Origin of the sequence: Streptomyces sp. NPDC102451, assembly GCF_044765485.1 — a bacterium.
Classification (GTDB): Bacteria; Actinomycetota; Actinomycetes; order Streptomycetales; family Streptomycetaceae; genus Streptomyces.
Genome location: NZ_JBIWKD010000013.1, coordinates 55,358 through 80,724, shown reverse-complemented (window position 1 = coordinate 80,724; position 25,367 = coordinate 55,358). Strand labels below are relative to the sequence as shown.

At 72.0% G+C, this 25,367-nt stretch carries 26 protein-coding genes; 12 read left to right on the top strand and 14 right to left on the bottom strand.

All coding sequences use genetic code 11. From position 1 onward, the window contains the following. Position 1: 1 nt before the first annotated feature. A complete protein-coding gene (locus ACIRD8_RS26025; RefSeq protein WP_403996180.1) occupies positions 2 to 1,027 on the bottom strand; it encodes an amidohydrolase family protein in 1,026 nt (341 codons plus the stop codon). Between ACIRD8_RS26025 and ACIRD8_RS26020 the strand changes: the two genes are divergently transcribed. After that, on the top strand, positions 1,020 to 1,199 hold the full coding sequence (locus ACIRD8_RS26020) for a hypothetical protein (protein ID WP_403996177.1): 180 nt from the start codon (positions 1,020 to 1,022) through the stop codon (positions 1,197 to 1,199). The genes ACIRD8_RS26025 and ACIRD8_RS26020 overlap by 8 nt on opposite strands. Before the next feature lie 19 nt (positions 1,200 to 1,218). Then, positions 1,219 to 1,917, top strand: coding sequence for a GntR family transcriptional regulator (locus ACIRD8_RS26015; RefSeq protein WP_403996557.1), 699 nt, complete (start codon positions 1,219 to 1,221; stop codon positions 1,915 to 1,917). A gap of 111 nt (positions 1,918 to 2,028) precedes the next feature. On the opposite strand, the gene ACIRD8_RS26010 is transcribed toward ACIRD8_RS26015, so the two are convergent. The 6 genes from ACIRD8_RS26010 to ACIRD8_RS25985 all read right to left on the bottom strand — a co-directional run bounded on the left by ACIRD8_RS26010 (position 2,029) and on the right by ACIRD8_RS25985 (position 6,398). After that, positions 2,029 to 2,436: a PLDc N-terminal domain-containing protein gene (locus tag ACIRD8_RS26010; protein WP_403996174.1), complete on the bottom strand. Its 408-nt coding sequence runs from the start codon at positions 2,434 to 2,436 to the stop codon at positions 2,029 to 2,031. Between the two features lie 71 nt (positions 2,437 to 2,507). Next, complete coding sequence (locus ACIRD8_RS26005) at positions 2,508 to 3,002, bottom strand: FBP domain-containing protein (RefSeq protein ID WP_403996171.1); 495 nt, start codon at positions 3,000 to 3,002, stop codon at positions 2,508 to 2,510. A 50-nt stretch (positions 3,003 to 3,052) separates the two neighbouring features. Next, a complete protein-coding gene (locus ACIRD8_RS26000; protein WP_403996168.1) occupies positions 3,053 to 3,559 on the bottom strand; it encodes an NUDIX hydrolase in 507 nt (168 codons plus the stop codon). Positions 3,560 to 3,624: 65 nt separating this feature from the next. After that, entirely contained in the window at positions 3,625 to 4,524 is a 900-nt protein-coding gene (locus tag ACIRD8_RS25995; protein WP_403996165.1) for a hypothetical protein, read from the bottom strand. Continuing rightward, on the bottom strand, positions 4,521 to 5,534 hold the full coding sequence (locus ACIRD8_RS25990; protein ID WP_403996162.1) for an SPFH domain-containing protein: 1,014 nt from the start codon (positions 5,532 to 5,534) through the stop codon (positions 4,521 to 4,523). The genes ACIRD8_RS25995 and ACIRD8_RS25990 overlap by 4 nt, the downstream gene beginning before the upstream one ends. 207 nt (positions 5,535 to 5,741) lie before the next feature. Next, entirely contained in the window at positions 5,742 to 6,398 is a 657-nt protein-coding gene (locus ACIRD8_RS25985; protein ID WP_403996159.1) for a TetR/AcrR family transcriptional regulator, read from the bottom strand. A gap of 166 nt (positions 6,399 to 6,564) precedes the next feature. On the opposite strand from ACIRD8_RS25985, the gene ACIRD8_RS25980 reads away from it, so the two are divergent. Then, entirely contained in the window at positions 6,565 to 7,374 is an 810-nt protein-coding gene (locus ACIRD8_RS25980) for a phosphatase PAP2 family protein (RefSeq protein ID WP_403996156.1), read from the top strand. Next, entirely contained in the window at positions 7,371 to 8,384 is a 1,014-nt protein-coding gene (locus ACIRD8_RS25975) for a DMT family transporter (RefSeq protein WP_403996153.1), read from the top strand. Before ACIRD8_RS25980 ends, ACIRD8_RS25975 begins: the two co-directional genes overlap by 4 nt. Here ACIRD8_RS25975 and ACIRD8_RS25970 read toward each other — a convergent pair. After that, complete coding sequence (locus ACIRD8_RS25970) at positions 8,381 to 8,953, bottom strand: PadR family transcriptional regulator (protein ID WP_403996150.1); 573 nt, start codon at positions 8,951 to 8,953, stop codon at positions 8,381 to 8,383. The two genes, ACIRD8_RS25975 and ACIRD8_RS25970, sit on opposite strands and share 4 nt — an antisense overlap. A 33-nt stretch (positions 8,954 to 8,986) precedes the next feature. Further along, the gene (locus tag ACIRD8_RS25965) at positions 8,987 to 11,002 is read right to left on the bottom strand and encodes an FAD-dependent oxidoreductase (RefSeq protein ID WP_403996554.1); all 2,016 of its coding nucleotides are present in this window, start codon (positions 11,000 to 11,002) and stop codon (positions 8,987 to 8,989) included. A 207-nt stretch (positions 11,003 to 11,209) separates the two neighbouring features. Between ACIRD8_RS25965 and ACIRD8_RS25960 the strand changes: the two genes are divergently transcribed. Both ACIRD8_RS25960 and ACIRD8_RS25955 read left to right on the top strand, forming a co-directional pair. Next, positions 11,210 to 11,746: a DoxX family protein gene (locus ACIRD8_RS25960; protein ID WP_403996148.1), complete on the top strand. Its 537-nt coding sequence runs from the start codon at positions 11,210 to 11,212 to the stop codon at positions 11,744 to 11,746. Positions 11,747 to 11,809: 63 nt separating this feature from the next. Then, positions 11,810 to 12,631, top strand: a complete 822-nt coding sequence (locus ACIRD8_RS25955; protein WP_403996145.1) for a DUF1206 domain-containing protein — start codon at positions 11,810 to 11,812, stop codon at positions 12,629 to 12,631. A 19-nt stretch (positions 12,632 to 12,650) separates the two neighbouring features. Here ACIRD8_RS25955 and ACIRD8_RS25950 read toward each other — a convergent pair whose 3' ends face one another. From ACIRD8_RS25950 to ACIRD8_RS25940, 3 genes are all read right to left on the bottom strand, one after another. Further along, positions 12,651 to 14,030, bottom strand: coding sequence for a cryptochrome/photolyase family protein (locus tag ACIRD8_RS25950; protein WP_403996142.1), 1,380 nt, complete (start codon positions 14,028 to 14,030; stop codon positions 12,651 to 12,653). Continuing rightward, complete coding sequence (locus ACIRD8_RS25945; RefSeq protein WP_403996139.1) at positions 14,027 to 15,538, bottom strand: SDR family oxidoreductase; 1,512 nt, start codon at positions 15,536 to 15,538, stop codon at positions 14,027 to 14,029. The genes ACIRD8_RS25950 and ACIRD8_RS25945 overlap by 4 nt, the downstream gene beginning before the upstream one ends. 128 nt (positions 15,539 to 15,666) lie before the next feature. Beyond that, positions 15,667 to 15,906, bottom strand: a complete 240-nt coding sequence (locus ACIRD8_RS25940; RefSeq protein WP_403996137.1) for a twin-arginine translocase TatA/TatE family subunit — start codon at positions 15,904 to 15,906, stop codon at positions 15,667 to 15,669. A 211-nt stretch (positions 15,907 to 16,117) separates the two neighbouring features. Between ACIRD8_RS25940 and ACIRD8_RS25935 the strand changes: the two genes are divergently transcribed. From ACIRD8_RS25935 to ACIRD8_RS25915, 5 genes are all read left to right on the top strand, one after another. Beyond that, entirely contained in the window at positions 16,118 to 16,612 is a 495-nt protein-coding gene (locus ACIRD8_RS25935) for a MarR family winged helix-turn-helix transcriptional regulator (RefSeq protein ID WP_403996134.1), read from the top strand. Positions 16,613 to 16,708: 96 nt separating this feature from the next. Beyond that, positions 16,709 to 18,835, top strand: coding sequence for an MMPL family transporter (locus tag ACIRD8_RS25930; protein WP_403996131.1), 2,127 nt, complete (start codon positions 16,709 to 16,711; stop codon positions 18,833 to 18,835). A 65-nt stretch (positions 18,836 to 18,900) separates the two neighbouring features. After that, positions 18,901 to 19,569, top strand: coding sequence for a TetR/AcrR family transcriptional regulator (locus ACIRD8_RS25925; RefSeq protein WP_403996128.1), 669 nt, complete (start codon positions 18,901 to 18,903; stop codon positions 19,567 to 19,569). Further along, a complete protein-coding gene (locus tag ACIRD8_RS25920) occupies positions 19,566 to 20,342 on the top strand; it encodes an SDR family NAD(P)-dependent oxidoreductase (RefSeq protein WP_403996125.1) in 777 nt (258 codons plus the stop codon). The genes ACIRD8_RS25925 and ACIRD8_RS25920 overlap by 4 nt, the downstream gene beginning before the upstream one ends. A 64-nt stretch (positions 20,343 to 20,406) precedes the next feature. Next, on the top strand, positions 20,407 to 21,447 hold the full coding sequence (locus ACIRD8_RS25915) for an NAD(P)-dependent alcohol dehydrogenase (protein WP_403996123.1): 1,041 nt from the start codon (positions 20,407 to 20,409) through the stop codon (positions 21,445 to 21,447). Positions 21,448 to 21,517: 70 nt separating this feature from the next. On the opposite strand, the gene ACIRD8_RS25910 is transcribed toward ACIRD8_RS25915, so the two are convergent. Then, positions 21,518 to 23,011, bottom strand: a complete 1,494-nt coding sequence (locus ACIRD8_RS25910; RefSeq protein ID WP_403996120.1) for a SulP family inorganic anion transporter — start codon at positions 23,009 to 23,011, stop codon at positions 21,518 to 21,520. A gap of 280 nt (positions 23,012 to 23,291) precedes the next feature. Further along, positions 23,292 to 23,684: a hypothetical protein gene (locus tag ACIRD8_RS25905; RefSeq protein ID WP_403996117.1), complete on the bottom strand. Its 393-nt coding sequence runs from the start codon at positions 23,682 to 23,684 to the stop codon at positions 23,292 to 23,294. 469 nt (positions 23,685 to 24,153) lie between these two features. On the opposite strand from ACIRD8_RS25905, the gene ACIRD8_RS25900 reads away from it, so the two are divergent. Beyond that, positions 24,154 to 25,350 (top strand): AAA family ATPase, encoded by a 1,197-nt coding sequence (locus ACIRD8_RS25900; protein ID WP_403996114.1) that lies wholly within the window; start codon positions 24,154 to 24,156, stop codon positions 25,348 to 25,350. Positions 25,351 to 25,367: the final 17 nt, after the last annotated feature.

Here is a 25,367-nt window from a genome sequence, read left to right as displayed (position 1 = left end):
CTCAGCGGCCCTGACGCTTCAGCAGGGCGTCCAGGCGCGGGTACACGGCGCGCGCGTTGTGCTCCTGGATGTCGGCCAGCGCCTCCGGGGGCAGCCCGGCGGCCTCGGTGTAGCGGCGCGTGTCGTCGAAGTGATGGCCGGTCCGGGGGTCGATGTCGCGGACGGCGCCGATCATCTCCGAGGCGAAGAGGATGTTCCGGGCGGGGACGACGTCGAAGAGGAGGTCCGAGCCGGGCTGGTGGTACACACAGGTGTCGAAGAAGACGTTGCCCAGGACGTGCTCCTCCAGCGGCGGCTTCCCGAGCGCCATCGCCAGGCCGCGGAACCTGCCCCAGTGGTAGGGGACGGCACCGCCGCCGTGGGGGATGACCAGCCGGAGCGTGGGGAAGTCCCGGAACAGGTCACCCTGCACGAGCTGCATGAACGCGGTGGTGTCGGCGTTCAGATAGTGCGCCCCCGTGGTGTGGAACGCGGGGTTCACGCTGGTGCTGACGTGGATCATCGCCGGGACGTCGTACTCGGCCATCTTCTCGTACAGGGGATACCAGGAGCGGTCGGTGAGGGGCGGGGCGGTCCAGTGCCCCCCGGAAGGGTCCGGATTGAGGTTCAGCGCGACCGCGCCGTACTCCTCGACGCACCTCGTGAGTTCCGGTACGCAGGTCGCCGGATCGACGCCCGGGGACTGAGGGAGCATGGCCGCGGGGACGAAGCGGTCCGGGTAGAGCCGGCTGACCCGGAAGCACAGCTCGTTGCAGAGGGCCGCCCACTCCGCGGAGGTGGTGAAGTCACCCACGTGGTGCGCCATGAAGGACGCCCTGGGAGAGAAGACCGTCATGTCGATGCCGCGCTCGTCCATCAGCCGCAGCTGGTTCGGCTCGACGCTCTCGCGCAGCTCGTCGTCACTGATCCTCAGGTCGGCCCTGCGCGGGGAGCGGGCGGGGTCCCCGAGTGCCGAGATCTGCTGGTTCCGCCAGGCCTCCAGCGCGGGCGGGGCCGTTGTGTAGTGGCCGTGGCAGTCGATGATCATCGTGTTCCTCTGCGAAGTGCCTGAGTGTCCTGCCTGCGGGTACGTGGCCGGAGGGCTGCGCTCCGGCCTGCCTCGCCCGGCCGGCTGTCACGCCACCGTAACCGTCGATGAAATTGTTGACAATATGCCTGACGAGAAAGTTTCGGGCATCATCGCTGATGTCGCGGCGTGAGATCCACGCGGCGGTGACGATGTCCCGACGACGTACGGAAGGCGGAGGGGTGACGGCGAATCAGGTCACCGGCCGGACAGGCCGGAGCGCGGTCTCCAGCGGTATCCGGGAGGCGCTCGCGGCGGGCGACATGGTGCCCGGGCAGCGCCTGGTCGAGCAGGAGTTGTCCGAGGTCTTCCGGGCCACCCGGAGCTCGGTGCGGGAGGCGCTCCAGGACCTGGCCGCCGAGGGGCTGGTGGAGCTCGTCCCGCGGCGCGGGGCGCGGGTGAGGGTGATCTCCGTCGAGGAGGCGATCCAGATCACCGAGTGCCGGGCCCTGCTGGAGGGTCTGTGCGCCAGGCGGGCGGCGGAGTACGCCTCGGACGAGGTGCGCCAGGAGCTCAAGGGGATCGGCTCGGCGATGAACAGGGCCGTGGAGGACGGTGACCCGGACGCCTACTCGGTGCTCAACCGCAGGCTCCACGAGTGCATCGGCGAGGTCAGCGACCAGAAGGTCGCGCAGGCCCTGCTGGAGCGGATGAACGGCCAGATGGTGCGCTACCAGTTCCGTCTCGCGCTGCGTCCCGGCCGTCCGGCGCAGTCGCTGCCCCAGCACCTGGCGATCATCGACGCGGTCGTCGCGGGCGACCCCGACGCGGCGGAGGCCGCCGCACGGGCGCATGTCGAGAGTGTCATCGAGGCGCTGCGGGAGACCCCCACGCCGGTCCGCCTGGGCTGACGGGTCGCGGGGTCCGCGTCCGGCGCGGTGGTCCGCCCCGGGTGCCGGGGCCCGGGCGCGGAACTCCCGCCCGGGACGCGGTCGTCCGGGCGGGAGTGTGTTCCGGTCAGGTCAGGCGAGCAGCTTCTGCTTGGCCTTCTCGTACTCCGCCTGGTCGAGATGGCCCTTGTCCTTGAGTTCGGCCAGCTTGGCGAGGTCGGACACGTGGTCGCCGCCGGGCTTGGTGTCCCCCTCGTCGCGGGCCGCCTGCCTCACGTACTGCCGGAAGGCGGCTTCGCGGTCCTCCGCCTGCTTGGCCTCACGTCGCCCCATGCCCTTGCCGCGGGCGATGAGGTAGACGAGCACGCCCACGTAGGGCAGCACGATGACGAAGATCACCCATGCGGCCTTGGCCCAGCCGCTCAGCGAGTGGTCCTGGAAGATGTCCGTGACCACCTTGAAGAGCAGGAAGAACCACAGCACCCACAGGAACACGTACATCATGGTCAGGAAGAGGTTCAGGAGCGGATAGTCGTCCATGGGCCTACTCCGATCGCGCGGATGGTCCCTCATTCATACGTCCGTCCCTGCCGCCCCGCACTTCTGGCGGTTCAGGCGGCGAGCAGGTCCAGGAAGCCGGCGAGCTTCCCCCTCGTCCGCTCGACCTGCTGCTCGACGGTCAGCGACTCCTCGAAGCGCCCGCCGGGGGCAGGTGTCTTCCTGCCGCGTACGTAGAGCGAGCAGTCGAGGTCGGTGCAGATGTAGATGCCCACCGAATTGCCGTCCCGGCCCGCCTGCCCCCGCTTCCGCGCGGTCATCAGGGAGACACCGCTGCCCGGGTGCGTGGTCAGGCAGACCGAGCACATGCTGCGGTGCAGGAAGCCCCGCTGCTGGGACGGGAAACGGAGCGTGATGCCGATGAGCTCCCCGCGCAGCTCCGTGACGAGGTAGCTCCGGTCGGGAGCCGAGAGGTCGCGCCAGCCCAGGAAGTCCAGATCGTCCCAGCGGCGCTCGTCGAGGTCGCGGGGGAGCGGCAGCCGCTTCGCCTCTCCCTTGGAACAGTTGACGAACGACGCTCGGATGTCCTGCTCACTGACGGCTCTCATGTCTTCGACGCTAACTCTGCCTATGAGCCCTAGGCAAATGGTTAATGCTTCTAGGCGGTGGCTGACCCCTGCGGCGCAGCGATCCGCAGATGATGGGCCGCGGGGTGCTCGATGGCGAGATCCGGGCGCCACACGGCGAGGATCTGCGCCGACGGATCGAACAGCGGGCCGGGCAGCTCCTCCGGGACGGTCCACCGCCACGCGCTGATGAGATGCGGCTCGGTGACCTCGGCGACCGCCGGCCCGACCCTCACCGACGCGCCCATGCTGATCCGGTTGATGCCGCCCACCACGTCGTGCACCATCGCGAAGACGGTCACGGCGTCCACGGGCACCCGCAGGCCCGTCTCCTCGCGCAGCTCACGGGCGGCGGCCGCCGCGACCGACTCGTGGGTCGGGTCGACCTTGCCGCCGGGCAGCTCCCAGGTGCCGCCGCGGTGCCTGCCCAGCAGGATCCTGCCCTCCCCGTCCTGCACGACGACACCGACCCCGAGGGACGCCTGGGCCAGTGGCGGGCGGCCGTTGCGGGGCGGGACGTTCACGGAATCGGTGGTCATGCTCTGCTCCCGGCTGGTCGGTCACGGGCCCCGGGGCCCGGGGACCCGGTCATCCTCACACGCGCTCACACCACCAGGTTGAGGGCGATGTCCGCGATGCCGATCCGGATGGACTGGCCCCATGTCAGCTCCAGTGCGTCGGACTCCATCCCGTCGCCGAACACCACCATCCGGTCCGACTCGGCGGTGAGCCCGAGGGTCTCCCCGCGCCCCAGCTCACCGGCGGTCATCGAGGTGCCGGTGGCCGGTGAGGGCCAGGCCTCGCGCACGAACCAGACCAGTCGCGGATCGGAGGGCGCCGGCAGCCGGAGCGGGCTGCCGCGCTCCAGCCAGAGGGAGCGCAGCCAGCCGGTGGATCCCGTGCCGGTGCCGACCAGGACGCCCGAGGACGCCTGCGGCTCACCGGCGGACGGGGCGCCGTCGGGGCCGATGCGGTAGCGGGCGGTCTGGTGGCCCGGCGGCCCGAGGTAGATCTCGTTGAGGGCGAGGAGCCGCTGGGTGTCGTCGGCGACGGCCTCGGCCATCGTGAGGGCGTCCACCCGCCCGCCGGCCGACACCGCGGCCCGGCAGAGCGCCGCCGTGTCCCGGGCCCGGTGGCGTACGAGGACCCCGGGGTTGCGGCCCGGGTCGGTGTCGATGCCCACCACCGGCTGACCGGACAGGTACTTCGCGGTGTTGGCGACCAGGCCGTCCTGCCCCACCACGAGGACCACGTCCTCGGGCCCGAACAGGAAGCGGTCGAGGTCCGCGCGCTCCACCCGGCTGCGCCGCCAGCGCAGCGGCACGGCGGCGGCCACCTCGGTGAGCGCCCGCTCGTTGCGGCGGTGGCGCTCGGCCACCTCGTCGAGCGACCGGCCGCGTCCCGCGAGCACGAACGCGGCCTGCCCGTGCGTCCCGTGGCGGGCCAGCAGCTCCTCGTACTCCGTCGTACGGTGCACCAGCACAGCGCGCGGGGCCAGGCTCACGCCCGCGCCTCCGGCTCCGGCCTGCCGAGCCTGGCGAGCAGGCCGGTCAGGACGTCGGGGGAGAGGGTGAGGCTGTCGATCCGGGGCAGGTTCTCGGCCAGCCGCGTCGCCGCCAGGGCGTGTAGCGTGCCCGGGTCGGCCTCCGCGTGCGCCCGCAGCCAGGCCGCCTGCGCCTCGGCGCGCGCCGCGCCGACATCGCGGGCGGCCTCCGCCTCCGCACGGGCCAGGCGCACGGTGCGGGCGGCCTCGGCGGCCGTACGCACCCCGTCGGCCGCCGACTTCTCCTCGGCCTCCCGCCGGGCGTTGGTGCCGCGCTGGTCGACCAGCTGCTCCTCGCGGCGCGCGAGCTCGATCTTGCTGGCGAGCTCGTTCTCCGCGATGGTCCGCTCACGCTCGACCGCGACCGCCCGCCGCTCGTACACCGACCGGTCGGCCTCCTGCTGGATCTGCTCCCTCGCGGGGGTGCGCAGGGCGCGCTCCACCTCCGCCTCGGGGCGGATGGCGACGACGCGTACGGCGACGACGTCGATGCCGGTGGCGGGCAGCCGTGGCTCGGCGGCGAGCCCGGAGGCGACCCGCTCCCGAACGGCAGCGACCCCGTCCACGAGGGCGGTGGCGAGCGGGGTGCGGGCCAGCACGTCCAGGGTGTGCTGCTGCGCGGTCTCGGTGAGCAGGGTGGCGATCTGCTCCAGGGGCGCACCGCGCCACACCCCGGTGTCGGGGTCCACCGAGAAGTCGAGCCGTACGGCGGCCTCGGCCGGGTCGCTGATCCGGTAGGTGACCGTCGCCTGCACGGTGACGTCCTGGAAGTCCGCCGTACGGGCGTGGAACGCCATCGCCAGCTCGCGGTCGTCGACCGGGACCTCGGAGAGCGCCGCCGAGAGCGAGCGGTACCAGAAGCTCAGGCCGGGGCCGTCGTGCGTGAGCCTGCCGCGCCTGTGGTGGCGGATGTGGGCGGTGGGCGCGGAACGCAGGTGCCGCCAGCCGAAGCGCCGGGTGATGTCGGCCATCTCGGAACCCCCTTCTTTCTCGTCATGACGACGATAATGGGTTCCGAGAGATATCGTCAAGGGGACGAGAAGGGGGGGCGGGTATGACGCGGCCGGCCGGTGGTCTCCTCGGAAACCACCGGCCGGCCGGGTGTGCGCCGACCCCGTCCCCACGGTGCGGCGCGCGGGTGGACCGCCGTCATCCGCTGGGGCGACGGTCCACGTTCATCAGGTCCCGCTTCCCCCGGAAGCGGGCGGGGAGGCGGGCGGGCCGGCGGGAAGTCCGAGTGCCGGAAGCACGGCGCACTCGATGAAGCGTGCGAGGAACCCGTCTTCGGGATAGCGCCCCTCCAGGAGCGACCGGGCGCGCATGGCGCCGATCACCTGGGCGGCCACGTAGTCGGCCGCGGGGTTCTCGGCGTCGATCTCACCCCGCTCGACGGCGCGCTCGACCATCGCGTCGATCGCGGCGATGGCCGGCGCGATCAGCGTGGAGCGCAGCGCGCAGAGCAGGTCGGGATTCTGGAGGGCGGCGTGGCTGAGCGCGTGCATCAGCGCGGTGTCCTTGCCGGACGCGGCGTCCACCACCTGTGCCGCGCCGTGCAGATCGCCGCTCAGGCTGCCGGTGTCGATGTCCGAGAACAGCGTTCTCCGGGTGCCGTTCAGTGCCGCGACGACCAGCTCGGGCTTGGAGCCCCACTGGCGGTAGAGCGTGGACTTCCCGCACCGGGTCCGCGAGGCGACGCCCTCCATCGTCAGGGAGTCGTAACCACTCTCGCGCAGCAGCTCCAGCACGGCGGTGTAGAGCTCCTGAGCCCGCTCCGGTGTGATCTTCGACCGGCGTGACGTCGGTGCTGACTCCTGCGCTGAACCGGGCGACGGCATCTGCTTCCCTCTCTGCGGCCCTGTGGCTGGGGATCCTCGATACGCCAGTGTACCGATACGCCAGTGTACCGATACGCAGCCGTATCGGTACACTGGCGTATCGATACGGCATGGAATGGCCATGCCGACGTCGTCACAGCGCATCGTCAGCAAAGGGGCACGGGTGATGTACACCCGCAGTGAGCCTGCGGAGCGGGAGCCGGACGCATCGGCCCGCCCGCCCCTCGTCCGGGAACTGCTTCTGACAGCCGGACTCTTCCTCGTCTACAAACTCGGCCGGCAGGCCGCGAACGGCCATGTCGAGGAGGCCTTCCACAACGCCGGGAACGTCTGGAGCTTCGAACGGGCGCTCGGCCTCCCCGGTGAAGGAGCCGTACAAGGCGTCCTGCTGCACAGCCACACGCTCGTCCAGACGGCGAACACCTACTACGCGACCGTGCACTTCCCGGCCACGGTGGCTTTCCTGGTGTGGCTGTACTGGCGCCGCCCGCGCCACTACGTCTGGTCACGCCGCATACTGGCCGCACTCACCGGCGCCGCGCTCGCCCTGCACCTGCTCTTCCCGCTCGCCCCGCCGCGCATGCTGCACGCCGCCGGCCTCGTCGACACCGGACAGGTCTACGGCCCCACGGTGTACGGGGACACCCCGGCGACCGACTCGATGGCCAACCAGTTCGCGGCCATGCCCTCGCTGCACTTCGGCTGGGCCCTGGCGGTCGCCGTCGGGCTGATCGTCGCCACACGCTCCCGGTGGCGCCTGCTGTGGCTGCTGCACCCGCTGCTCACCCTGCTGGTCGTCGTCGGCACCGCCAACCACTACTGGCTCGACGCGATCGTGGTCTCCGCCCTGCTCGCCGTCGCCTACGCCGCGCTCAGGCTGCCGCGCACGCCGGTCCTCACACACCTGCCGTGGCCGACGGTCCCGGCCCAGAACTACGCGGAGCCCGCGTACGCACGATCCGGAGTGCGTCGATGAACAACGCCACGCTCATAGCCGTCGTCCTCTCCCTCGTCTCCGCCGGCGCCTACGCGGCCGCCGCGGTGGCACAGGCCAGGCTCGCCGGGCGGACCGACCCCTCCGCCGGAGCGCTGAGCATGATGGGCCGCGGCGCCTGGTGGTCGGCGGTCGGCCTCAACGCCGGGGGAGCGCTGCTGCACGTCGCCGCGCTGAAGTACGGACCGCTCACCCTCGTCCAGCCGCTCGGCGCGCTCACCCTCGTCGCCGCCGTACCGCTCGGGGCCCGCTCCGCCGGCCGCCGGGTCAGCCGTACGGAATGGCGTGGCACGCTCCTCACCCTCGTCGGCCTCGCCGCGCTGCTCCTGGCCGCGGGCGGAGCCGCTCCCCACGACACGCTGAGCCTTCCCGAGGCGCTGGGTGTCGGAGCGGTCACCATGGCGCTCGTCGCCACGCTCGGCCGGCCCGGCGCCCGGCCCGGCCTGCGGCACGCCGCCGCCTCGGGCATCACGTCCGGGGTCGCCTCCGCACTCACCCAGACCCTGACGGTGGCCGCGACCGACCACTCGGGCCCGCTGCTGAGCTGGCGCCTGGTGACCGTGGCGGTGCTGGTCTCCTTCTTCGCGCTGGGCGGCCTGATGCTGTCCCAGACCGCCTACCGGGGCGGCCTCGGCGCCCCGCTCGCCGTCGTCACCCTCGCCAACCCGGTCGCCGCCGCGGCGATCGGCCTGATCCTGCTCGGCGAGCGCATCCAGGGCGGGGTGCTCGGCCTGGTCCCCGCGCTCATCGGCGCCGTGGCCGCCGTACAGGGCGTGATCCTGCTCAGCCGGGCGCAGGGGCGGACCACGGCCGGGGACGCCCCGGCGCCCGCCGGGCCGGCTTCCACGCGGGCGGTCACCAGGCCGCCGTCGCCGTCGAGGGTCGTCATCACCGCCCCCTCCATCACCGCCCCCTCCGTCACCGCCCCACGCCCCGCCGAGCCGCTCACGCTGCGCCCGGAGCCCGTCGGGAGCCCGGGCGGCCCCGGCTAGAGCCCGTCCGGGGAACGGGCCCCGCCGCTCTCCGGGGCGGGGCCGTCCAGCTCGTCGATCGCCCTGGTCAGCCAGCCCGTCCAGAACGTCTCCAGGTCGATGCCCCCGCGCAGCACCAGACGGCGCAGCCGGTCCTCGTCCGCGGTCCGCTCCGGTGGGAAGTCCCGCTGCTCGATCTCCAGGTACTCCGCCAGCTGCTCCTGGTGCAGTACCAGGTGCCTGCGCAGCTCCCCGGCCAGCCCCGGGGCGCCCACCACGGCGGCCGCCCGCATCCTCAGCAGCAGCGGATCACGGACCGGCCGCGGATCCTCGGCGAGCGACACCCAGGCGGCCAGCTCCTCACGGCCGGCGGGCAGCACCTCGTACTCCTTCTTCTGCCCACGGGCCGGCTGCGCCGCGGGCAGGACCCGGATGCGGCCGGCCTGCTCCAGCTTTCCCAGCTCCCGGTAGATCTGCTGGTGCGTGGACGGCCAGAAGTAGCCGATCGACCGGTCGAACCTGCGCGTCAGTTCGAGACCCGAGGACGGCTTCTCGAGCAGGGCGGTCAGGATCGCGTGCGGGAGTGACATGGGGAGCATCCTAGGGACCGGTGAAGCGGTGGCTCACAGCCCGGCGGCGAGCTCCGTGCCCTGACGGATGGCCCGCTTGGCGTCCAGTTCGGCGGCCACGTCGGCGCCGCCGATCAGATGCACCGGACGGCCCGCGGCCCGCAGCTCCTCGTACAGCTCACGCCGTGGTTCCTGGCCCGCGCACAGCACCACGGTGTCGACCGGCAGCAGGTGCTGCTCGCCGTCCACGGTGAGGTGCAGACCCTCGTCGTCGATCAGGTCGTACGACGCGCCCGCGATCATCGTCACGCCGCGGTGACGCAGCTCGGTCCGGTGGATCCAGCCGGTCGTCTTCCCGAGCCCGGCCCCGACCTTGCTCGCCTTGCGCTGGATCAGATGGACGGTGCGCGGGGCCTTCGGGCGCTCCGGCGCCCGCAGCCCGCCCCGGTCCGCGTAGTCCGTGTCCACACCCCACTGCCGGAAGAAGACCTCCGGGTCCAGGCTCGCCGCGTCGCCCCCGTCGGTCAGGAACTCCGCGACGTCGAAGCCGATGCCGCCCGCCCCGACGACCGCCACCCGGTCACCGACCTCGGCGCCGTCCCGCAGGACGTCCAGATAGCTGACCACGCTGGGGTGCCCGACGCCGGGGATCGCGGGGGAGCGGGGCTCGACACCGGTGGCCAGGACGACCTCGTCGAAGCCGTCGAGCGCCTCGGGTGTGGCCCGGGTGCCGAGCCGGAGCTCCACCCCCTCCTCGGCGAGCCTGGTGCGGAAGTAGCGCAGCGTCTCGGCGAACTCCTCCTTGCCGGGGACCCGGCGGGCGACGTTCAGCTGCCCGCCGATCTCGTCGGCCGCGTCGAACAGGGTCACCGTGTGCCCGCGCTCGGAGGCCGTGACCGCGCACGCCAGCCCTGCCGGCCCGGCGCCGACCACCGCGACGCGCTTGCGGACGCGGGTCGGCGAGAGCACCAGTTCGGTCTCGTGGCAGGCGCGCGGGTTCACCAGGCACGAGGTGATCTGCAGGCTGAAGATGTGGTCCAGGCAGGCCTGGTTGCAGCCGATGCAGGTGTTGATGGCGTCGGCGCGGCCCTCGGCGGCCTTGGCGACGAAGTCGGGGTCGGCGAGGAAGGGCCTCGCCATCGACACCATGTCCGCCCGGCCCGAGGCGAGGACCTCCTCGGCCAGCTCGGGGGTGTTGATGCGGTTGCTGGTCACCAGCGGCACGGAGACCGCGCCCCGGACCTTCTCCGTCACCCAGGTGAAGGCGCCGCGCGGCACCGAGGTGGCGATCGTCGGGATGCGGGCCTCGTGCCAGCCGATCCCGGTGTTGATGATGGTCGCCCCGGCCGCCTCGATCTCACGGGCGAGGTGGACGACCTCCTCCAGCGTGGAGCCGCCGGGCACCAGGTCCAGCATGGACAGCCGGTAGATCAGGATGAAGTCGGGGCCGACCCGTTCCCGGACGCGGCGCACGATCTCGACGGGGAAGCGGATGCGGTTCTCGTACGAGCCGCCCCAGCGGTCCTCGCGGTGGTTCGTCGCCGCGACGATGAACTCGTTGATCAGATAGCCCTCGGAGCCCATGATCTCGACACCGTCGTACCCCGCGCGCCGCGCCAGCTCCGCCGCCCGGACGAAGTCCTCGATGGTCTCCTCGACCTCGTCGTCGTCCAGCGCGTGCGGGGTGAACCCGCTGATCGGAGCCTTCAGCGCGCTCGGCGCCACCAGGTCGGGGTGATGGGCGTAGCGCCCGAAGTGCAGGATCTGCATCGCGATCCGCCCGCCCGCCGCGTGCACCGCCGCCGTGACCTCGCGGTGCTGCTCCGCCTCGGCCTCGGTCGTCATCTTCGCGCCGCCGGGGAAGGAGCACGCGCGCTCGCTCGGCGCGATCCCCCCGGTGACCATGAGGCCCACCCCGCCGCGCGCGCGGGCCGCGTAGAACGCGGCCATCCGCTCGAAGCCGCGCTCGACCTCCTCCAGACCGATGTGCATCGACCCCATCAGCACCCGGTTCGGGAGCGTGGTGAATCCGAGGTCGAGGGGGCTCAGCAGGGTGGGGTACGGGCTCATCCGGGTCTCCTCGCAGGTGTCGTCGAGCCAGTTGTAGACCACCCGTCGCTTGTTATGCAACAAGTTGCACAATGACGTACGTCGCAGTCCCCCCAAGGTCCGGTCCACGAATGGCTCAACACCACCCGACCCTGCCGCCCGGCCCGGACGAGAGTGGATCCGTACGGCTCACCGCCGCAGCTCCTCCGTGTCGACAGGAGACACCCCATGGCCTGTATCAACCGGCGTGACGTCGGACTCCTCGTACTCAGGGCCGGCACGGGGGCCGTGCTGGCGGCCCACGGAAGCCAGAAGCTGGGTGGGTGGTTCGGCGGCGGGGGGATCGAGGGGACCACCGCCGCGATGGAGGCCATGGGCTTCCATCCGCCGAAGCACAGCGCCCTGGCGGCCGGAATCGGCGAGGCGGGCAGCGGGATCCTGCTGGCGCTCGGCCTCGCCACCCCCGCGGCGGGTGCCGCCGCGGCCGGCACGATGGCGGGCGCCGTCGCCGTGCACGCGCCCGCCGGTTTCTTCGCGATGGGCGGCGGCTACGAGTACCCGGCGTTCCTCGGCTTCGTCGCCGCCGCGATCGGGGTGACGGGTGCCGGCCGCTACTCCCTGGACCACGCCACCGGGCACGTCCTCGACCGTCCGTGGGTCATGGCCCTCGCGTTCGCGGGCAGCGCCCTGGGAGCGGCCGCCGTGGTCGGCCGCCGTGCCAAGGGGCAGGCGGCGCAGGGCGAGCAGGCGGACGAGGGCGCGTAACCTCTCCGCATTGATCGCCGATTCAGGGGCATCCGGCAGTGCATGAATGCGAACGCACTGTCGATGAACGCGCGGAGTCGGGCGAGACGAGCCTCCCGCAGCCGAGCCGTGGACGTGGGCGCCCGCGCGGGGTTCGCGGCGCGCGGGGTGATCTACCTCCTGGTGGGGACCCTGGCCCTGCGCATCGCCTTCTCCGACGGGGGCGGACAGCAGGCCGACCGCGGCGGTGCCATCGCCGAGATCGCGGGGAAGCCCTTCGGGAGCATCCTGCTGTGGGTGCTCGGTGTGGCACTGGCCGGGATGGCGCTGTGGAGGCTGTCCGAGGCCCTCTTCGGCCAGGCGGGCCCCGACGGCGACAAGGCCGGCAAGCGCGCCGTGGCAGCGGCGCGCTTCGTCTTCTACGCCTTCGTGTCGTACTCCGTGCTCTCGTACGCGGCGGGTGACAAGGACAGCGGCAGCGGATCGAGCGACCGGCAGACCGACGACGTCACGGCGCGGGCCCTCGAATGGACCGGCGGTCAGTGGATCGTGGGGATCGCGGGTGTCGGCGTGATCGTCGCGGGTCTCTGGATGGCCTACCGCGCCCTCGCACGCAAGTACCACAAGCACCTGAAGACGGGCGAGATGACGAAGAGGGCCCGTCAGGCCGTCGACGTCGTAGGTGTCTTCGGCGGCACCGTCCGGGGCGCTGTCTTCGCGACGGCGGGCGGGTTCGCCGTGACCGCCGCCGTCCGGCACGAACCGGGCCGCGCCAAGGGCATGGACGACACCCTGCGTTCCTTCACCGAGACCCCCGCCGGGCCCTGGCTCCTCGTCCTCATCGCCGTCGGGCTGGCCGCCTTCGGCCTCTTCTCGTGGGCCAACGCCCGCTGGCGCAAGATCTGAAGCAGGGGCACCTGCGGGATCAGTCCAGCCCCCGGGCCTCCTTGAACCTGGCCAGACCCTCCGACAGCGCGACGACGGGCTCCGGGTAGTCGAAGCGGGCGCGTTCCCGCGCCGGCAGTTTCCACGGCTCGTGCACGGCGGACCCGGAGATCCCCGCGAGCTCGGGCACCCAGCGGCGTACGTACGCACCGTCCGGGTCGTACCGCTTGGCCTGTGTCACCGGGTTGAGCACCCGGTTGGGCCGGCTGTCCGTGCCGGTCCCGGCCACCCACTGCCAGTTGAGCTGGTTGTTCGCGATGTCCCCGTCGACGAGCAGCTCCAGGAAGTGACGCGCTCCGGTCCGCCAGTCCACGTACAGCGTCTTGGCGAGGAAGCTCGCCGTCAGCAGCCGCCCCCGGTTGTGCATCCAGCCCTCGTGGAGCAGCTGGCGCATGGCGGCGTCGACCACCGGATAGCCGGTGCGGCCCTCCTTCCAGGCCGCCGTGTCGTCCGCCGCGGCCCGCCCGGTCCGCCAACGGTCCTGCCGTGGACGGTAGTCGGAGCGGGAGGCCACCGGGCGGGCGGCCAGGACCTGGTGGTGGAAGTCCCGCCAGCACACCTGCCGTACGAAGGCCTCCGCGCCCGGACCGCCGGCGGCGCGGGCGCGGTGGACCAGCTCGGTGGGGGATAGCGTGCCGAAGTGGAGGTGCGGCGAGAGCCGTGAGGTCGCGTCGCCCGCGAGGTCGTCGTGGCGGTCCTCGTACGCCGCGAGCCCGTGGCGGCGCCACGCCGCGAACAGCCTGCGCCCTTCGGTCTCCCCGCCCTCGGCGAGCCCCGGCGACAGGCCCCGTACACCGGTCCGCGACGGCAGGGCGACGGACCCGAGCCCCTGCGGGACACGCACGGCGCGGGGTGCCCGGAACGGGGAGCGGAGCCCCTCCCCGGACCACCGGCGGAAATACGGGGTGAAGACGGCGAAGTGGTCCCTGCCCGCCCCCGAGGGGACCACCCCGCCCGGTGCGACCGCCGTGCCCACCGCGTCGTGGACGCTCAACCGGCAGCCCACGGACGCGAGGGCCCCGCGCAGCCGCTCCTCCCGGCGCTGCGCGTACGCGCTGACGCCCGCCGCCACATGGAGCGAGTCGGCCCCCGCCCCGGAGGCGACCCGGGCGGCCTCCTCGGCCACCTCTCCCTCACGGAGGATCAGGCGCCCGCCGCGCTCGCGGAGTCCCGCGTCCAGGTCCCGGAGGCAGTCGGCAAGGAACGCGCGCCGGTTCGGAGCGGCGAACCCGGCGGACTCCACCCCGTCGTCCAGCACGAAGAGGGGCACCACCTCGTCGGCCGAGGCGAGCGCCGAGTGCAGCGGCGGATGGTCGTGCAGCCGCAGGTCCGAGGTGAACAGGACGATCGCCACCGTCATGCCGCACCGCCCGTGGTTCCCCGGCCGGCCGCCAGTGCGATGTTGCGCGCCATCCCGCCGAAGACGACCGCGTGGAAAGGCGACACGCTCCACCAGTACGCGTGACCGAGCAGCCCGGCCGGATGGAAGACGGCACGCTGCCGGTACCGCGAGCCGCCGCCCTCGCGCTTCTCCACGTACATCTCCAGCCAGGCCAGGCCGGGCAGCCGCATCTCCGCGCGCAGCCGGAGCAGCCGGCCGGGCTCGATCTCCTCGACCCGCCAGAAGTCCAGCGAGTCCCCGACCCGCAGCCGTTGGGCGTCACGCCTGCCGCGGCGCAGCCCCACCCCGCCGACCAGCCGGTCCAGCCAGCCCCTGACCGCCCAGGCCGGCGGGAGCGAGTACCAGCCGTTCTCACCGCCGATCCCCTCGACGACCCGCCACACGGCCTCGGGCGGGGCGTCCACGTCGCGCTCACGCACATCGGTGTAGAGACTCCCGCCCGCCCAGTCCGGGTCGGTGGGGAGCGGATCGCTGGGAATGCCCGGGGTGGAGGCGGAGGACCACCGGGTCGTCACCCTCGCCTCACGCACCCTCTGCAACGCGAGCGAGAGTGACGTGGCGAAGGAGAAGGGCTGCCCGGGGCCGTCGGGGACATGGTCGGCGATGTCGTGTTCGTGGCAGACGACCTCGTAGCGCAGGGACTCGGCGAGCGGGCGGGCGATCGAGGCGGGCACGGGGGTGACCAGCCCGACCCAGTGGCTGGACAGTCCCGGTGACAGCATCGGCACCGGCAGGATGAGCCGGTGGGGCAGCCCGGCGACCTGTGCGTACTTCTGCATCATGTCGCGGTACGTCATGACGTCGGGGCCGCCGATGTCGAAGGTGCGGTTCACCTCGACGGGCATGTGCGCGCTGCCCACGAGGTACCGCAGGACGTCGCGTACGGCGATGGGCTGGATCCGTGTCGACACCCAGCTCGGGGTGACCATGACCGGCAGCCGCTCGGTGAGATAGCGCAGCATCTCGAAGGACGCCGAACCGGAACCGATGATGACCGCGGCGCGCAGCGCGGTCGTCGGTACGCCCGAATCGAGCAGGACGCGCCCGACCTCGGCGCGTGAGCGCAGGTGGGGGGAGAGCTCCTGCTCGGGGACACCGGCGGGGGTCAGCCCGCCCAGATAGACGATGCGACGGACGCCGGCCGCCTTCGCCTGCTCCCCGAAGATCCGTGCCGCCTCGCGGTCGGTCCTCTCGAAGCCCGGCCCCGAAGTGAGCGCATGGACCAGGTAGTAGGCGATGTCGATGCCGTGCAGCGCCGCGCCCACGGACTCCGGGTCGGTCACGTCCCCCTTGGCCACCTCGACCCGGCCCGCCCACGGATGGTCCCGCAGCTTCTCCGGGGTCCGCGCCAGGCAGCGCACCCGGTGACCGGCCTCCAGGAGCTCGGGGACGAGGCGGCCCCCGATGTATCCCGTCGCGCCCGTCACCAGACACCGCAGGCCGCCGCTGTCGTCCTTGTTCTCCATGACCCCTCGTTCCGGCTCGTGTCTCCATCGTCCACGGTGTCCCCGTGCGGGGGGTTCCGCCTGCCGACGGGCTCAGGACACGCCGAAGCCCACCCCACCGGGTGGCGGAGCGGGCGGAGCGGCAGGGCTCAGTGGGACCCGGGCTTCTCGGTGGCCGTTCCCCGGATGACGCGGGGGTCGTGCGCTCCGCCGGCCGGCGGTTCCGCCGGGACGGTGGGGGAGACGCCGTCGGACTTCAGGGCCCGCGCCTCGCTCTTCAGGATCCGGGCCGACTTGCCCAGGGAGCGGGCGAGTTCGGGGAGCTTCCTGGCACCGAATATCAGGACGGCGATGATGAGGAAGATCGCGATCTCGCTGATTCCGAACATGGCGGCTGTCTTCTCCCTGGTGGGTGTGAGGCGCACTCCCGGTCGCCGGGCTCCCGGGACCGCAGCGGCGCGCCAAATCTACAGCACTGTAGAAGGCGGCGGCAGGGTGTCCTCCGGCCCGGCCACGGCACGTGCCACCCCTCTTCACCCTCGTCGCCGGCGGCGGGTACGCGCCCGCCGGGTGCTGTCGTGCGCGCCCTAGTATGGGGCGGTGGACAGTGCAGACGACCCTCGCGACGGATCGGACGCGGATGCGGCCGGGGCGTCGGAGCTCCAGGCCATCGCCGTGGCGCTGCGCCGGATGAACAGTGAGGTCAACCGGCTGATCCACGCCTTCGCGCACGCGCAGGGCCTGCACGCGACGGACGTGCACGCACTCGGCGCGATCCTCGACGCGGAGGCGCCGCTGACGCCCGGTCGGCTGCGTGAGCACCTCGGTCTGACGTCCGGCGCGGTCACCGCGTGCCTCGACCGGCTGGAGCGTTCGGGTCACATCAGGCGCGCACGGGAGAGCTCCGACCGCCGTGTCGTCCACCTGTACTACGAGCCTGGGGCCAAGGCTGCCGCGCGCTCGTTCTTCATGCCCCTCGCGCAGGCGGCGGCCGGTGCGTGTGCCGTGTCCCCGCCCGAGGAGCTGGAGGCCGCACTCCGTTTCATCGGCCGGATGAACGGCGAACTCATTCGCATGCAGGTCCCTCGGCGCTGAACCGCCATGCCGGTGGGAGGGTGAGCCGTGCGCCTATGTAATCTCAATGATTGAGATACATCATGATTGAGAGATCGCGGCCGACCCAGGAGTGCCATGTCCACCGCATCGAGGCCGGTCCGCCGGCTGGTTCTTGTCCCTGTGTTCTTCGTCCTCGCCTGGCTCGTCGTCGGGGGCGTGTTCGGCTCGTACGCCGGGAAGCTCGGGGAGGTGGCCACCAACGACCAGGCCTCCTTCCTGCCGCAGAGCGCCGAGTCCACCCGGGTCATCGACGCCCAGAAGGCCTTCAGCAAGCAGGAGACAGTGCCCGCCATCGTGGTCTGGACGTCCGCCGGGGGTGAGGAGATCGGCCCCGAGCAGCAGAAGGCGGCGACGGCCGCCCTCGCCTCGGTGAAGGGCGGCCCGGGAGTGGCGGGCGAGGTGAGCCCCGCGCTGCTGTCGGAGGACCGCAAGGCGCTGGAAGGCGTCGTCCAGCTGAGGCCGGATCTGGGGGACGAACTCCCCGACGCCCTCGCACACATCCGGAGCGCAGCGGAGGACGTCCCGGGAACGGTGGCCGGGATCGCGGGCCCCGCGGCCTCCCAGGCCGATCTGTCCGACGCCTTCGCCGGAATCGACGGACTGCTCCTGGGCGTCGCCCTGGTGACCGTGCTCGTCATCCTCCTCCTGGTCTACCGGAGCGTGCTGCTCCCGCTGATCATCATCATCGGCGCGGTCTTCGCACTCGCCGTGGCCTGCGCGATCGTCTACGTACTGGCGGACCACGACATGGTCCGCGTCGACGGCCAGGTCCAGGGCATCCTGTCGATCCTGGTCATCGGAGCCGCCACCGACTACGCGTTGCTGCTCACCGCACGGTTCCGCGAGGAGCTCGGACGCCGGCCCGACCGGTGGTCCGCGATGCGTGCGGCGCTCCGTGAGTCCGCGGGGCCGATCACGGCCAGCGCCGCCACCGTGGCCCTGGGGCTGCTCGCCCTCCTGCTCAGCGACCTCACCAACAACCGCGCGCTCGGACCCGTGGGCGCCATCGGCATCGTCTGCTCCGTCCTGAGCGCGCTCACCTTCCTGCCCGCCGTCCTGGTGCTGCTCGGCAGGGCCGCGTACTGGCCGTCGGGCCCGAAGAAGGGGCAGACGGAGCCCGATGCCGGCTCGAAGGGGATCTGGTCGAGGATCGCGGGTCTGGTCGACCGGTCCCCGCGCAAGGTGTGGGCCGTCACGCTGGTCGGCCTCCTCGCCTGCGCCGCGTTCATGCCCACGCTCAACTCCAAGGGCGTACCCCTGCAGGAGATCTTCGTCAACGACGCGCCGTCCGTCGCCGCGCAGGAGACCCTGGGCCGCCACTTCCCCGGAGGATCGGGGAACCCCGCCGTCGTGATCGCGGACGCGGACCGCTCGCAGCAGGTGGCCGCCGCGGCCGAGGAGGTCCCCGGGGTCGCGGGCGTCTCCCTCCTGACGGCCTCCGGGCGCCCGGGCGGCGGAGAGCCGCTCGTCGTGGACGGCCGGGTCCGCGTCGATGCCACCCTGACCGACGCGGCGGACAGCGACGCGGCCAAGAAGACGGTCACGCGACTGCGCGAGGCGGTCCACGCCGTGCCCGGCGCACAGGCGATCGTCGGCGGCTACACCGCACAGCAGTACGACACCCAGAGGACCGCCGAACACGACCGCAACATCATCGTGCCGGTGGTGCTGGTCATCATCCTCGTCATCCTGATCGGCCTGCTCCGCTCCCTGCTGATGCCGCTGATCCTGGTGGCCACGGTCGCGCTCAACTTCCTCGCCACCCTCGGCGTCGCGTCGCTGGTCTTCGAGCACGTCTTCGGCTTCAGCGGGACCGACTCCTCCGTGCCGCTGTACGGATTCGTGTTCCTGGTCGCCCTCGGCGTGGACTACAACATCTTCCTGATGTCCCGGGTCCGCGAGGAGTCCCTGATCCACGGCACCCGGCAGGGCGTGCTGCGCGGGCTGACCACCACGGGCGGGGTCATCACCTCGGCGGGCGTGGTCCTGGCGGCCACCTTCGCCGCCCTGGGTGTCATCCCGCTCGCCTTCCTCGTCCAGGTCGCGTTCATCGTCGCGTTCGGCGTCCTGTTGGACACCCTCGTCGTGCGCTCGCTCCTGGTGCCCGCCCTGGTCATGGACATCGGGCGTACCGCCTGGTGGCCGGGCGCGCTGAGCCGGGCGCCGCAGGAGGAGCCGGCGGGCCGGGAGTCCCAGCCGTAGGGCTGTGATCGTGTCCCGGTGGGACAGATGTCCCACCGGGACATTTAAAGGTGTACGCTGCATCTATGAACGGGACAGGAAGCGACCCGGACCGGCGCGGCCGTAAGGCACGCAGGACCCGGGACGCGCTGGCGCAGAGCGCGTTCGTCCTTGTGCTCGAACGCGGTCTGCGGAGTGTGACGGTCGAGGAGATCGCGCAGGCGGCCGACGTCGACCGGCGCACCTTCAGCCGGCACTTCCCGAACAAGGAGGCCGCCGTCCTCGACGCAGTGCGGGGCGACGGCGAAAGGATCAACCGAGCGCTCCGTGAGCGCCCCCCGGCCGAGCCCCCGCTCCTCGCCTACCGCCGCGCCGTCCTCGACTGGCTCGACGACACCGAGGCGCGGCCCTGGCACCTGCGGCCACGCATCTTCGACCTGCTGGTCATGGCCGAGGAGGAACCCACTCTGTACGCGGCGTACCACCACATCCGGGTGGACGCCCAGGAGGAGTCGGTGGGGATTCTCGCGGAACGGCTCGGGGTCGACCCACGGCGGGACCTCCGGCCCGCCGTGGCCGTCGCCGCGGGAGCCGGAGCGCTCCTCGCGGCCCAGGCGGCATGGGTTCGGGGCGGCCGGCCGGCCGCCCTGCCCGAGTTCGTCGTACACGCCTTCGACGCCCTCTCCGCGGACCTGCTGGAATCCCGGCAGGACGGGCCGGCGCCCCACAGCACCACGCAAGGAAGCACCCCATGAGCACCAACCTCCCCACCGCCTACGAGGCGGAGTTCGCCGGCAAGGTCGCCCTCGTCACCGGCGGCGCGTCCGGCATCGGCCTCGCCCTCTCCCGGCGGCTCGCCGCGAGCGGCGCTGCCGTCGTCGTCGCCGATTACGACGAGGAGAACGCCCGCAAGGCCGCCGAGGAGCTGAAGGCCACCGGCGCCCGCGCCGCCGCGGTCGCCCTCGACGTCACCGACCCCGCCTCCGTCGAGGCCGGCGTGCGGTTCGCCGTCGACACCTTCGGCGCCCTGCACCTCGCCGTGAACAACGCCGGCATCGGTGGCCCCGCGCAGCCCACCGGCGCCTACGGCATCGACGACTGGAACAGGGTCGTCGCCACCAACCTCAGCGGCGTCTTCTACTCGATGCGCTACGAACTCCCGGCCCTCCTGGCCGCGGGCGGCGGCGCCGTCGTCAACGTCTCGTCGATCCTCGGCACCAACGGCTTCGCGAACTCCCCGGCCTACGTCGCCGCCAAGCACGGCGTCGTCGGCCTCACCAAGACCGCGGCACTCGAGTACGCCGCACAGAACGTCCGTATCAACGCGGTCGGCCCGGGCTTCATCGACACCCCGCTGCTCCGCGACACCGACGGGCCCGCCCGCGACCACCTGATCTCCCTGCACCCGGCGGGCCGCCTCGGCACGTCGGAGGAGGTCGCCGAGCTCGTCGCGTTCCTGCTGTCCGACCGCGCCTCGTTCGTCCACGGCAGCTACCACCTGGTGGACGGCGGCTACTCCGCCTCCTGATCCCCCGAGTGGCGGACCGCCACCCCGAGGGTCACAAAGGAAGTACGGAGAACGAAGGAGAGCCATGAAAGCCGTCCAGTACCGCACCATCGGCGCCGCCCCCGAGGTCGTCGAGATACCCGAGCCCGTCGCGGGGCCCGGCCAGATCCTGCTGAAGGTCAGCGCCGCAGGTGTCTGCCACTCGGACATCGCGGTGATGAGCTGGCCCGCCGAAGGGTTTCCCTACGAGCTGCCGCTCACGCTCGGCCACGAGGGTGTCGGTACGGTCGCCGCCCTCGGCGAGGGCGCCGAGGGCGTCTCGGTGGGGGACGCGGTCGCCGTCTACGGCCCGTGGGGCTGCGGCACCTGCGTGAACTGCGCGGAGGGCCGGGAGAACTACTGCCTGCGCGCCGCCGACCTCGGCATCAACCCGCCCGGGCTCGGCAACCCGGGCGCCATGGCCGAGTACATGATCGTCGACGACGCCCGGCATCTGACGCCCATCGGCGACCTGGACCCGGTCAAGACCGTCTCGCTCACCGACGCCGGCCTGACTCCGTACCACGCGATCAAGCGCTCGCTGCCGAAGCTCACCCCCGGTGCCACCGCCGTGGTCATCGGCACCGGCGGACTCGGGCACGTCGCCATCCAGCTCCTGCGCGCCATGACCGCCGTACGGGTCATCGCACTCGACGTCACCGAGGAGAAGCTGGCACTCGCCCGGACCGTGGGCGCGCACGAGACGGTGCTGTCGGACGAGAACGCCGCCGCCAAGGTCCGCGAACTCACCGGCGGGATCGGTGCCCGGGTCGTCCTCGACTTCGTCGGCGCCGAGCCGACCGTGAAGACGGCCGGTGCGGCCGCCTCCGTCGACAGCGACGTCACCATCGTCGGGATCGGCGGCGGCCTGCTGCCCGTCGGATTCGGCGTCCTGCCCTTCGCCACGTCGGTCTCCGCGCCGTACTGGGGTTCGCGCAGGGAACTGGCCGAGGTCATCGAGCTCGCCCACGCCGGCTCCGTCGACGTCCACGTCGAGACGTACTCCATCGACGAGGCCCCGCTCGCGTACGAGCGGCTGCACGCGGGCAAGATCAACGGCCGCGCGGTCATCCTGCCCAACGGCTGACCACCGGCTATGGCTCGCCGGGCGCCCTCGGAAGGCGCACCGGCGAGCCGTTCGCCGTCGGTCCGTGCTCTCAGTGGCCGGCCGGAGCGGCCTTCACCACGTCCGTCCGGGTCAGCCGGACGGGCTCGGTCCCGGACGAGCTGTGCCGCTCCGCCCAGTTCTCCAGAGCCGTGCGGCAGGCGTGGTCCAGATGGTGGAGCCCGGAGAGGTCCAGCGCGATGGGCCGGTCCTTGGGCAGGGCCTCCAGGCTGTCGAGTATCTTCGGCAGCCGCAGGAAGGTCGCGTTGCCCGACAGACGGGCCCGGACGAGGCCGGCACTGCTGTCGACGACCTCCACCTTGATGTGGGAGGCATCCCACGCCGCCTTCGCCACCGACAGGGCCAGACCGGTCAGAACGCCCTCGAACATGTTCACCGTGACGATCGCCAGCGCCGTGACGACCAGGATCAGCGCCTCACCACGGTGTTCGCGCCACAGTGCCACGAGCGGCCTGAGCGGGATCAGCTTCCATCCGGCGTGGATGAGGATGCCGGCGAGCGCGGGCAGGGGGATGAGCCCCAGCGTGGACGGGAGGAGAGCCGCGAACAGGAGCAGCCACACACCGTGCAGCACCCGGGAGGCCCTGGTCCGCGCACCGGCCTGCACGTTGGCCGAGCTGCGCACGATGACCGCGGTCATCGGCAGCGCGCCGAGGACCCCGCACACGGTGTTGCCCGCCCCCTGGGCCATCAGCTCCTTGTCGTACTCGGTACGCGGACCGTCGTGCAGCCGGTCCACCGCGGCAGCGCTGAACAGGCTCTCCGCTGAGGCGATCAGGGTGAAGGCCGCCACGGTTCCGAGCAGGCTCAGGCTCGTGAGCCCGCCGAACTCGGACAGCGCGGGGGCCTGGACTGCGTCGAGCAGTCCCTGGACCTGAACCGTCTCGACCGGCAGGCCGAACGCCCACGAGGCGAGAGTGGCCAGTACGACCGCGGCGAGCGCGCCGGGAACGGCCCGCACCCGCTTCGGCATCCTGGTCCATCCCACCATCACGGCGATGGCCGCGGCGCCGACGGCGAGTGAGGCGAGAGCCGCGGGACTGGACACGGTGTCGGCCAGCAGCCCCGGGATGCCGGCCATCTTGCCCGTACCGGAGGGCGGCGCCTCGACCCCGGCGGCCGCGTAGAGCTGACCCGCGATGAGGACGAGGCCGATGCCCGCGAGCATGCCCTCGACGACCGAGACCGAGATGGCCCGGAACCAGCGGCCGAGCCGCAGCGCGCCCATGGCCAGCTGGAGCAGACCCGCTGCCAGCACGATCACCCCGAGTGCCGGCAGCCCGAAGGACTGGACGGCCTCGAAGACGAGCACGGTGAGACCGGCGGCCGGCCCCGACACCTGGAGGCTGCTGCCGCGCATGACGCCGGTGACGAGACCACCCACGATGCCGGTGATCAGCCCCAGTTCGGCCGGGACCCCCGACGCGACGGCGACGCCCACGCACAGCGGCAGAGCGACGAGGAAGACGACGAGTGAGGCGGCGAAGTCCTGCCGCAGATGAGGAAACGTGGTGATCCGTTCCATGGCGGCCCTCATCCCGTGCGGAAGGGGGCCGAGCGCACGTCGCCGGGCGGAGGTGCCCAGACGGTGCTGTCGCTGTCGCGTAGGACTTCTGCCGGGGAGTGATCGACGAGAGAGTGCATACCAGTGGTTCCTCCTGGCGCGCCGAGGGGCGGCGCTTCGGCATACGTACGAGAACTGACGGCCTGTGAGGGCAGCGCGACATGACCCCGTGCCGATGGGTCCCCAGGACAGGAGCAGGGACGGAGGCAGGGGGAGCGATGGTCGAGCGCCGCGGGTCAGCTCAGCAGCGGAACACCTGGAGAGCGGAGGAGGAGTGCGCCGTGGAGGATCTGGAGGAGTGCTGGGCGTTGCCCATCGCGGCGACGGCCGCCGGTGCGAGCATGCCGTCGGCGTCGTCGGTCACCCCGGAACGCGACGGTGCGTCGGGGCCGGGAACGGTCGCCGAGCGATGCCGGTCACGGTGGCGCAGAAGGCCGTTCGACTCGCCCCCGCGATCGGGTGTGCCGCACGTGCCGTACTCCCCGTGCGCCTCTCCCGCGGTGGCACCCGGGAGTGAGGCCGCCCGCATTCCCGGGGCGGAGGCGTGAGCGTCCGCCGACGGCATGCCGGGGTACGGGGCCAGGAGGAAGCCCATCAGGAACGCGAGTACGAACCGGACCGCCGCAACGCGCACCCTTCACCTCCTCGTGGTCCTCATCCTTCCTTCGGGACGCTAACAGGACGAAGGGCTTATGAAGTTAACCCTTTGTGAAGAGTCCGAAAGTCGATGCCCATCGAGCCGAATTGTGTGACGGAGCACGTGCGGTTCTCAGCATTCGAGACCATCCGTGCTGGTGGGCCGGTGCGTATGCCGGTCGACTTGTACGCGGCATATTCGTACAGCGGTTCGGCTTGTGGGGTGTCGATGCGATCCTTCGATGAATTCGCACGACCGGATGCACCCTCCGCATTCCTGTTGCTCATTGCCGCGATTTCCTCACGGATTTCGGCGCTCGCCTCACTTCGTGAATGCTGAGCGTCCGGGCCTGTGCCCGCTCCCCTTGCCCTTTCGGAATCGGCCTGCCCCCGGTCGGCATAATGGCGGCGGCGGGCCGGGCGGCCCCGTAACCCTTCGGCCCCGATCAGGGTTCAGGAGCAGGGAGATGACGATGGGCGCACAGGACACGGCGGAGCGGCTGCGAGCGATCACCGCGGAACTGTCAGGGCTGTTCTACGAGCGGGACGACGTCATACGGACGCTCACGGTGGCGATGCTGGCCGGTCAGCACGCGCTCCTGCTGGGGCCTCCCGGCACGGCCAAGTCCGAGCTGGCGCGGGAGCTGACGGGCCGGATCGAGAGCGCGAACTACTGGGAGATCCTGCTCAGCAAGTTCACCGCCCCCACCCGGATGTTCGGCCCGATCGACGTGGGGGCGCTGAGCCGCGGCGAGTACCGGCAGATCTTCGACGGCCGGGCGACGACCGCGCACATCGCGTTCATCGACGAGATCTTCAAGTGCTCCACCGCGGCCCTGAACGAGACCCTCGGGCTGCTCAACGAGCGCATCTACCACCCGGAGAACGGCGGTGAGCCCATCCACTGCCCCCTGATCAGCGCGATCACCGCGTCCAACGAGCTGCCCACCGGCGACGACAGCGCCGCGATCTACGACCGGCTGCTGGTACGGATCGAGGTGGGATACCTCGCCGACCCCTCCAACTTCGCCGGCCTGGTGCGCTCCGCCGTCGCCGCCCCCGCCGTCACCACCCGGACCACAGTGGGACTGACCGAGCTCCAGCAGGCCGTGACCGAGGCCGTTCCGGCCGTGGACGTCCCGGACGCGATCGTGGATGCCGTCTGCACGCTCCGGGCCGCCCTGCGCCGCAAGGAGCTGATCGCCTCCGACCGCCGCTGGCGCCAGTCGGTCCGGCTGCTCCAGGCCTGCGCCTTCCTGGACGGCCGCGACACGGTGGACCGTAACGACCTGTCGGTGCTCACCCACGTGCTGTGGGACTCGCCCGCCGAGCGTCCCACCGTCGAGCGCGAGGTCCTGCACCTGGTCAACCCCGACGCCAAGGAGGCCCTCGACCTCGCCGACGCCATCGAGGAGCTGGAGGCCGAACTCGACGCGAAGGCCGGCCAGTCCCGCGAGACCCTGGCCGACTGGGCGATCAAGGAGGCCATCACCAAGCTCAACATGGCGGGCAAGCAGCTGGAGAGGCTGCACGCGGAGGCGGAGGCCGCCGACCGCTCCACCACCGCCGTCGAACGCGTGATCATCCTCCAGCGCGCCGTCCACGCCCGCGTCCTGACCGAGGCGCTCGGGGTGGACGCGAGCCTCGTGCAGGCCCAGCTCTGAGCGGCGGGGACACGACC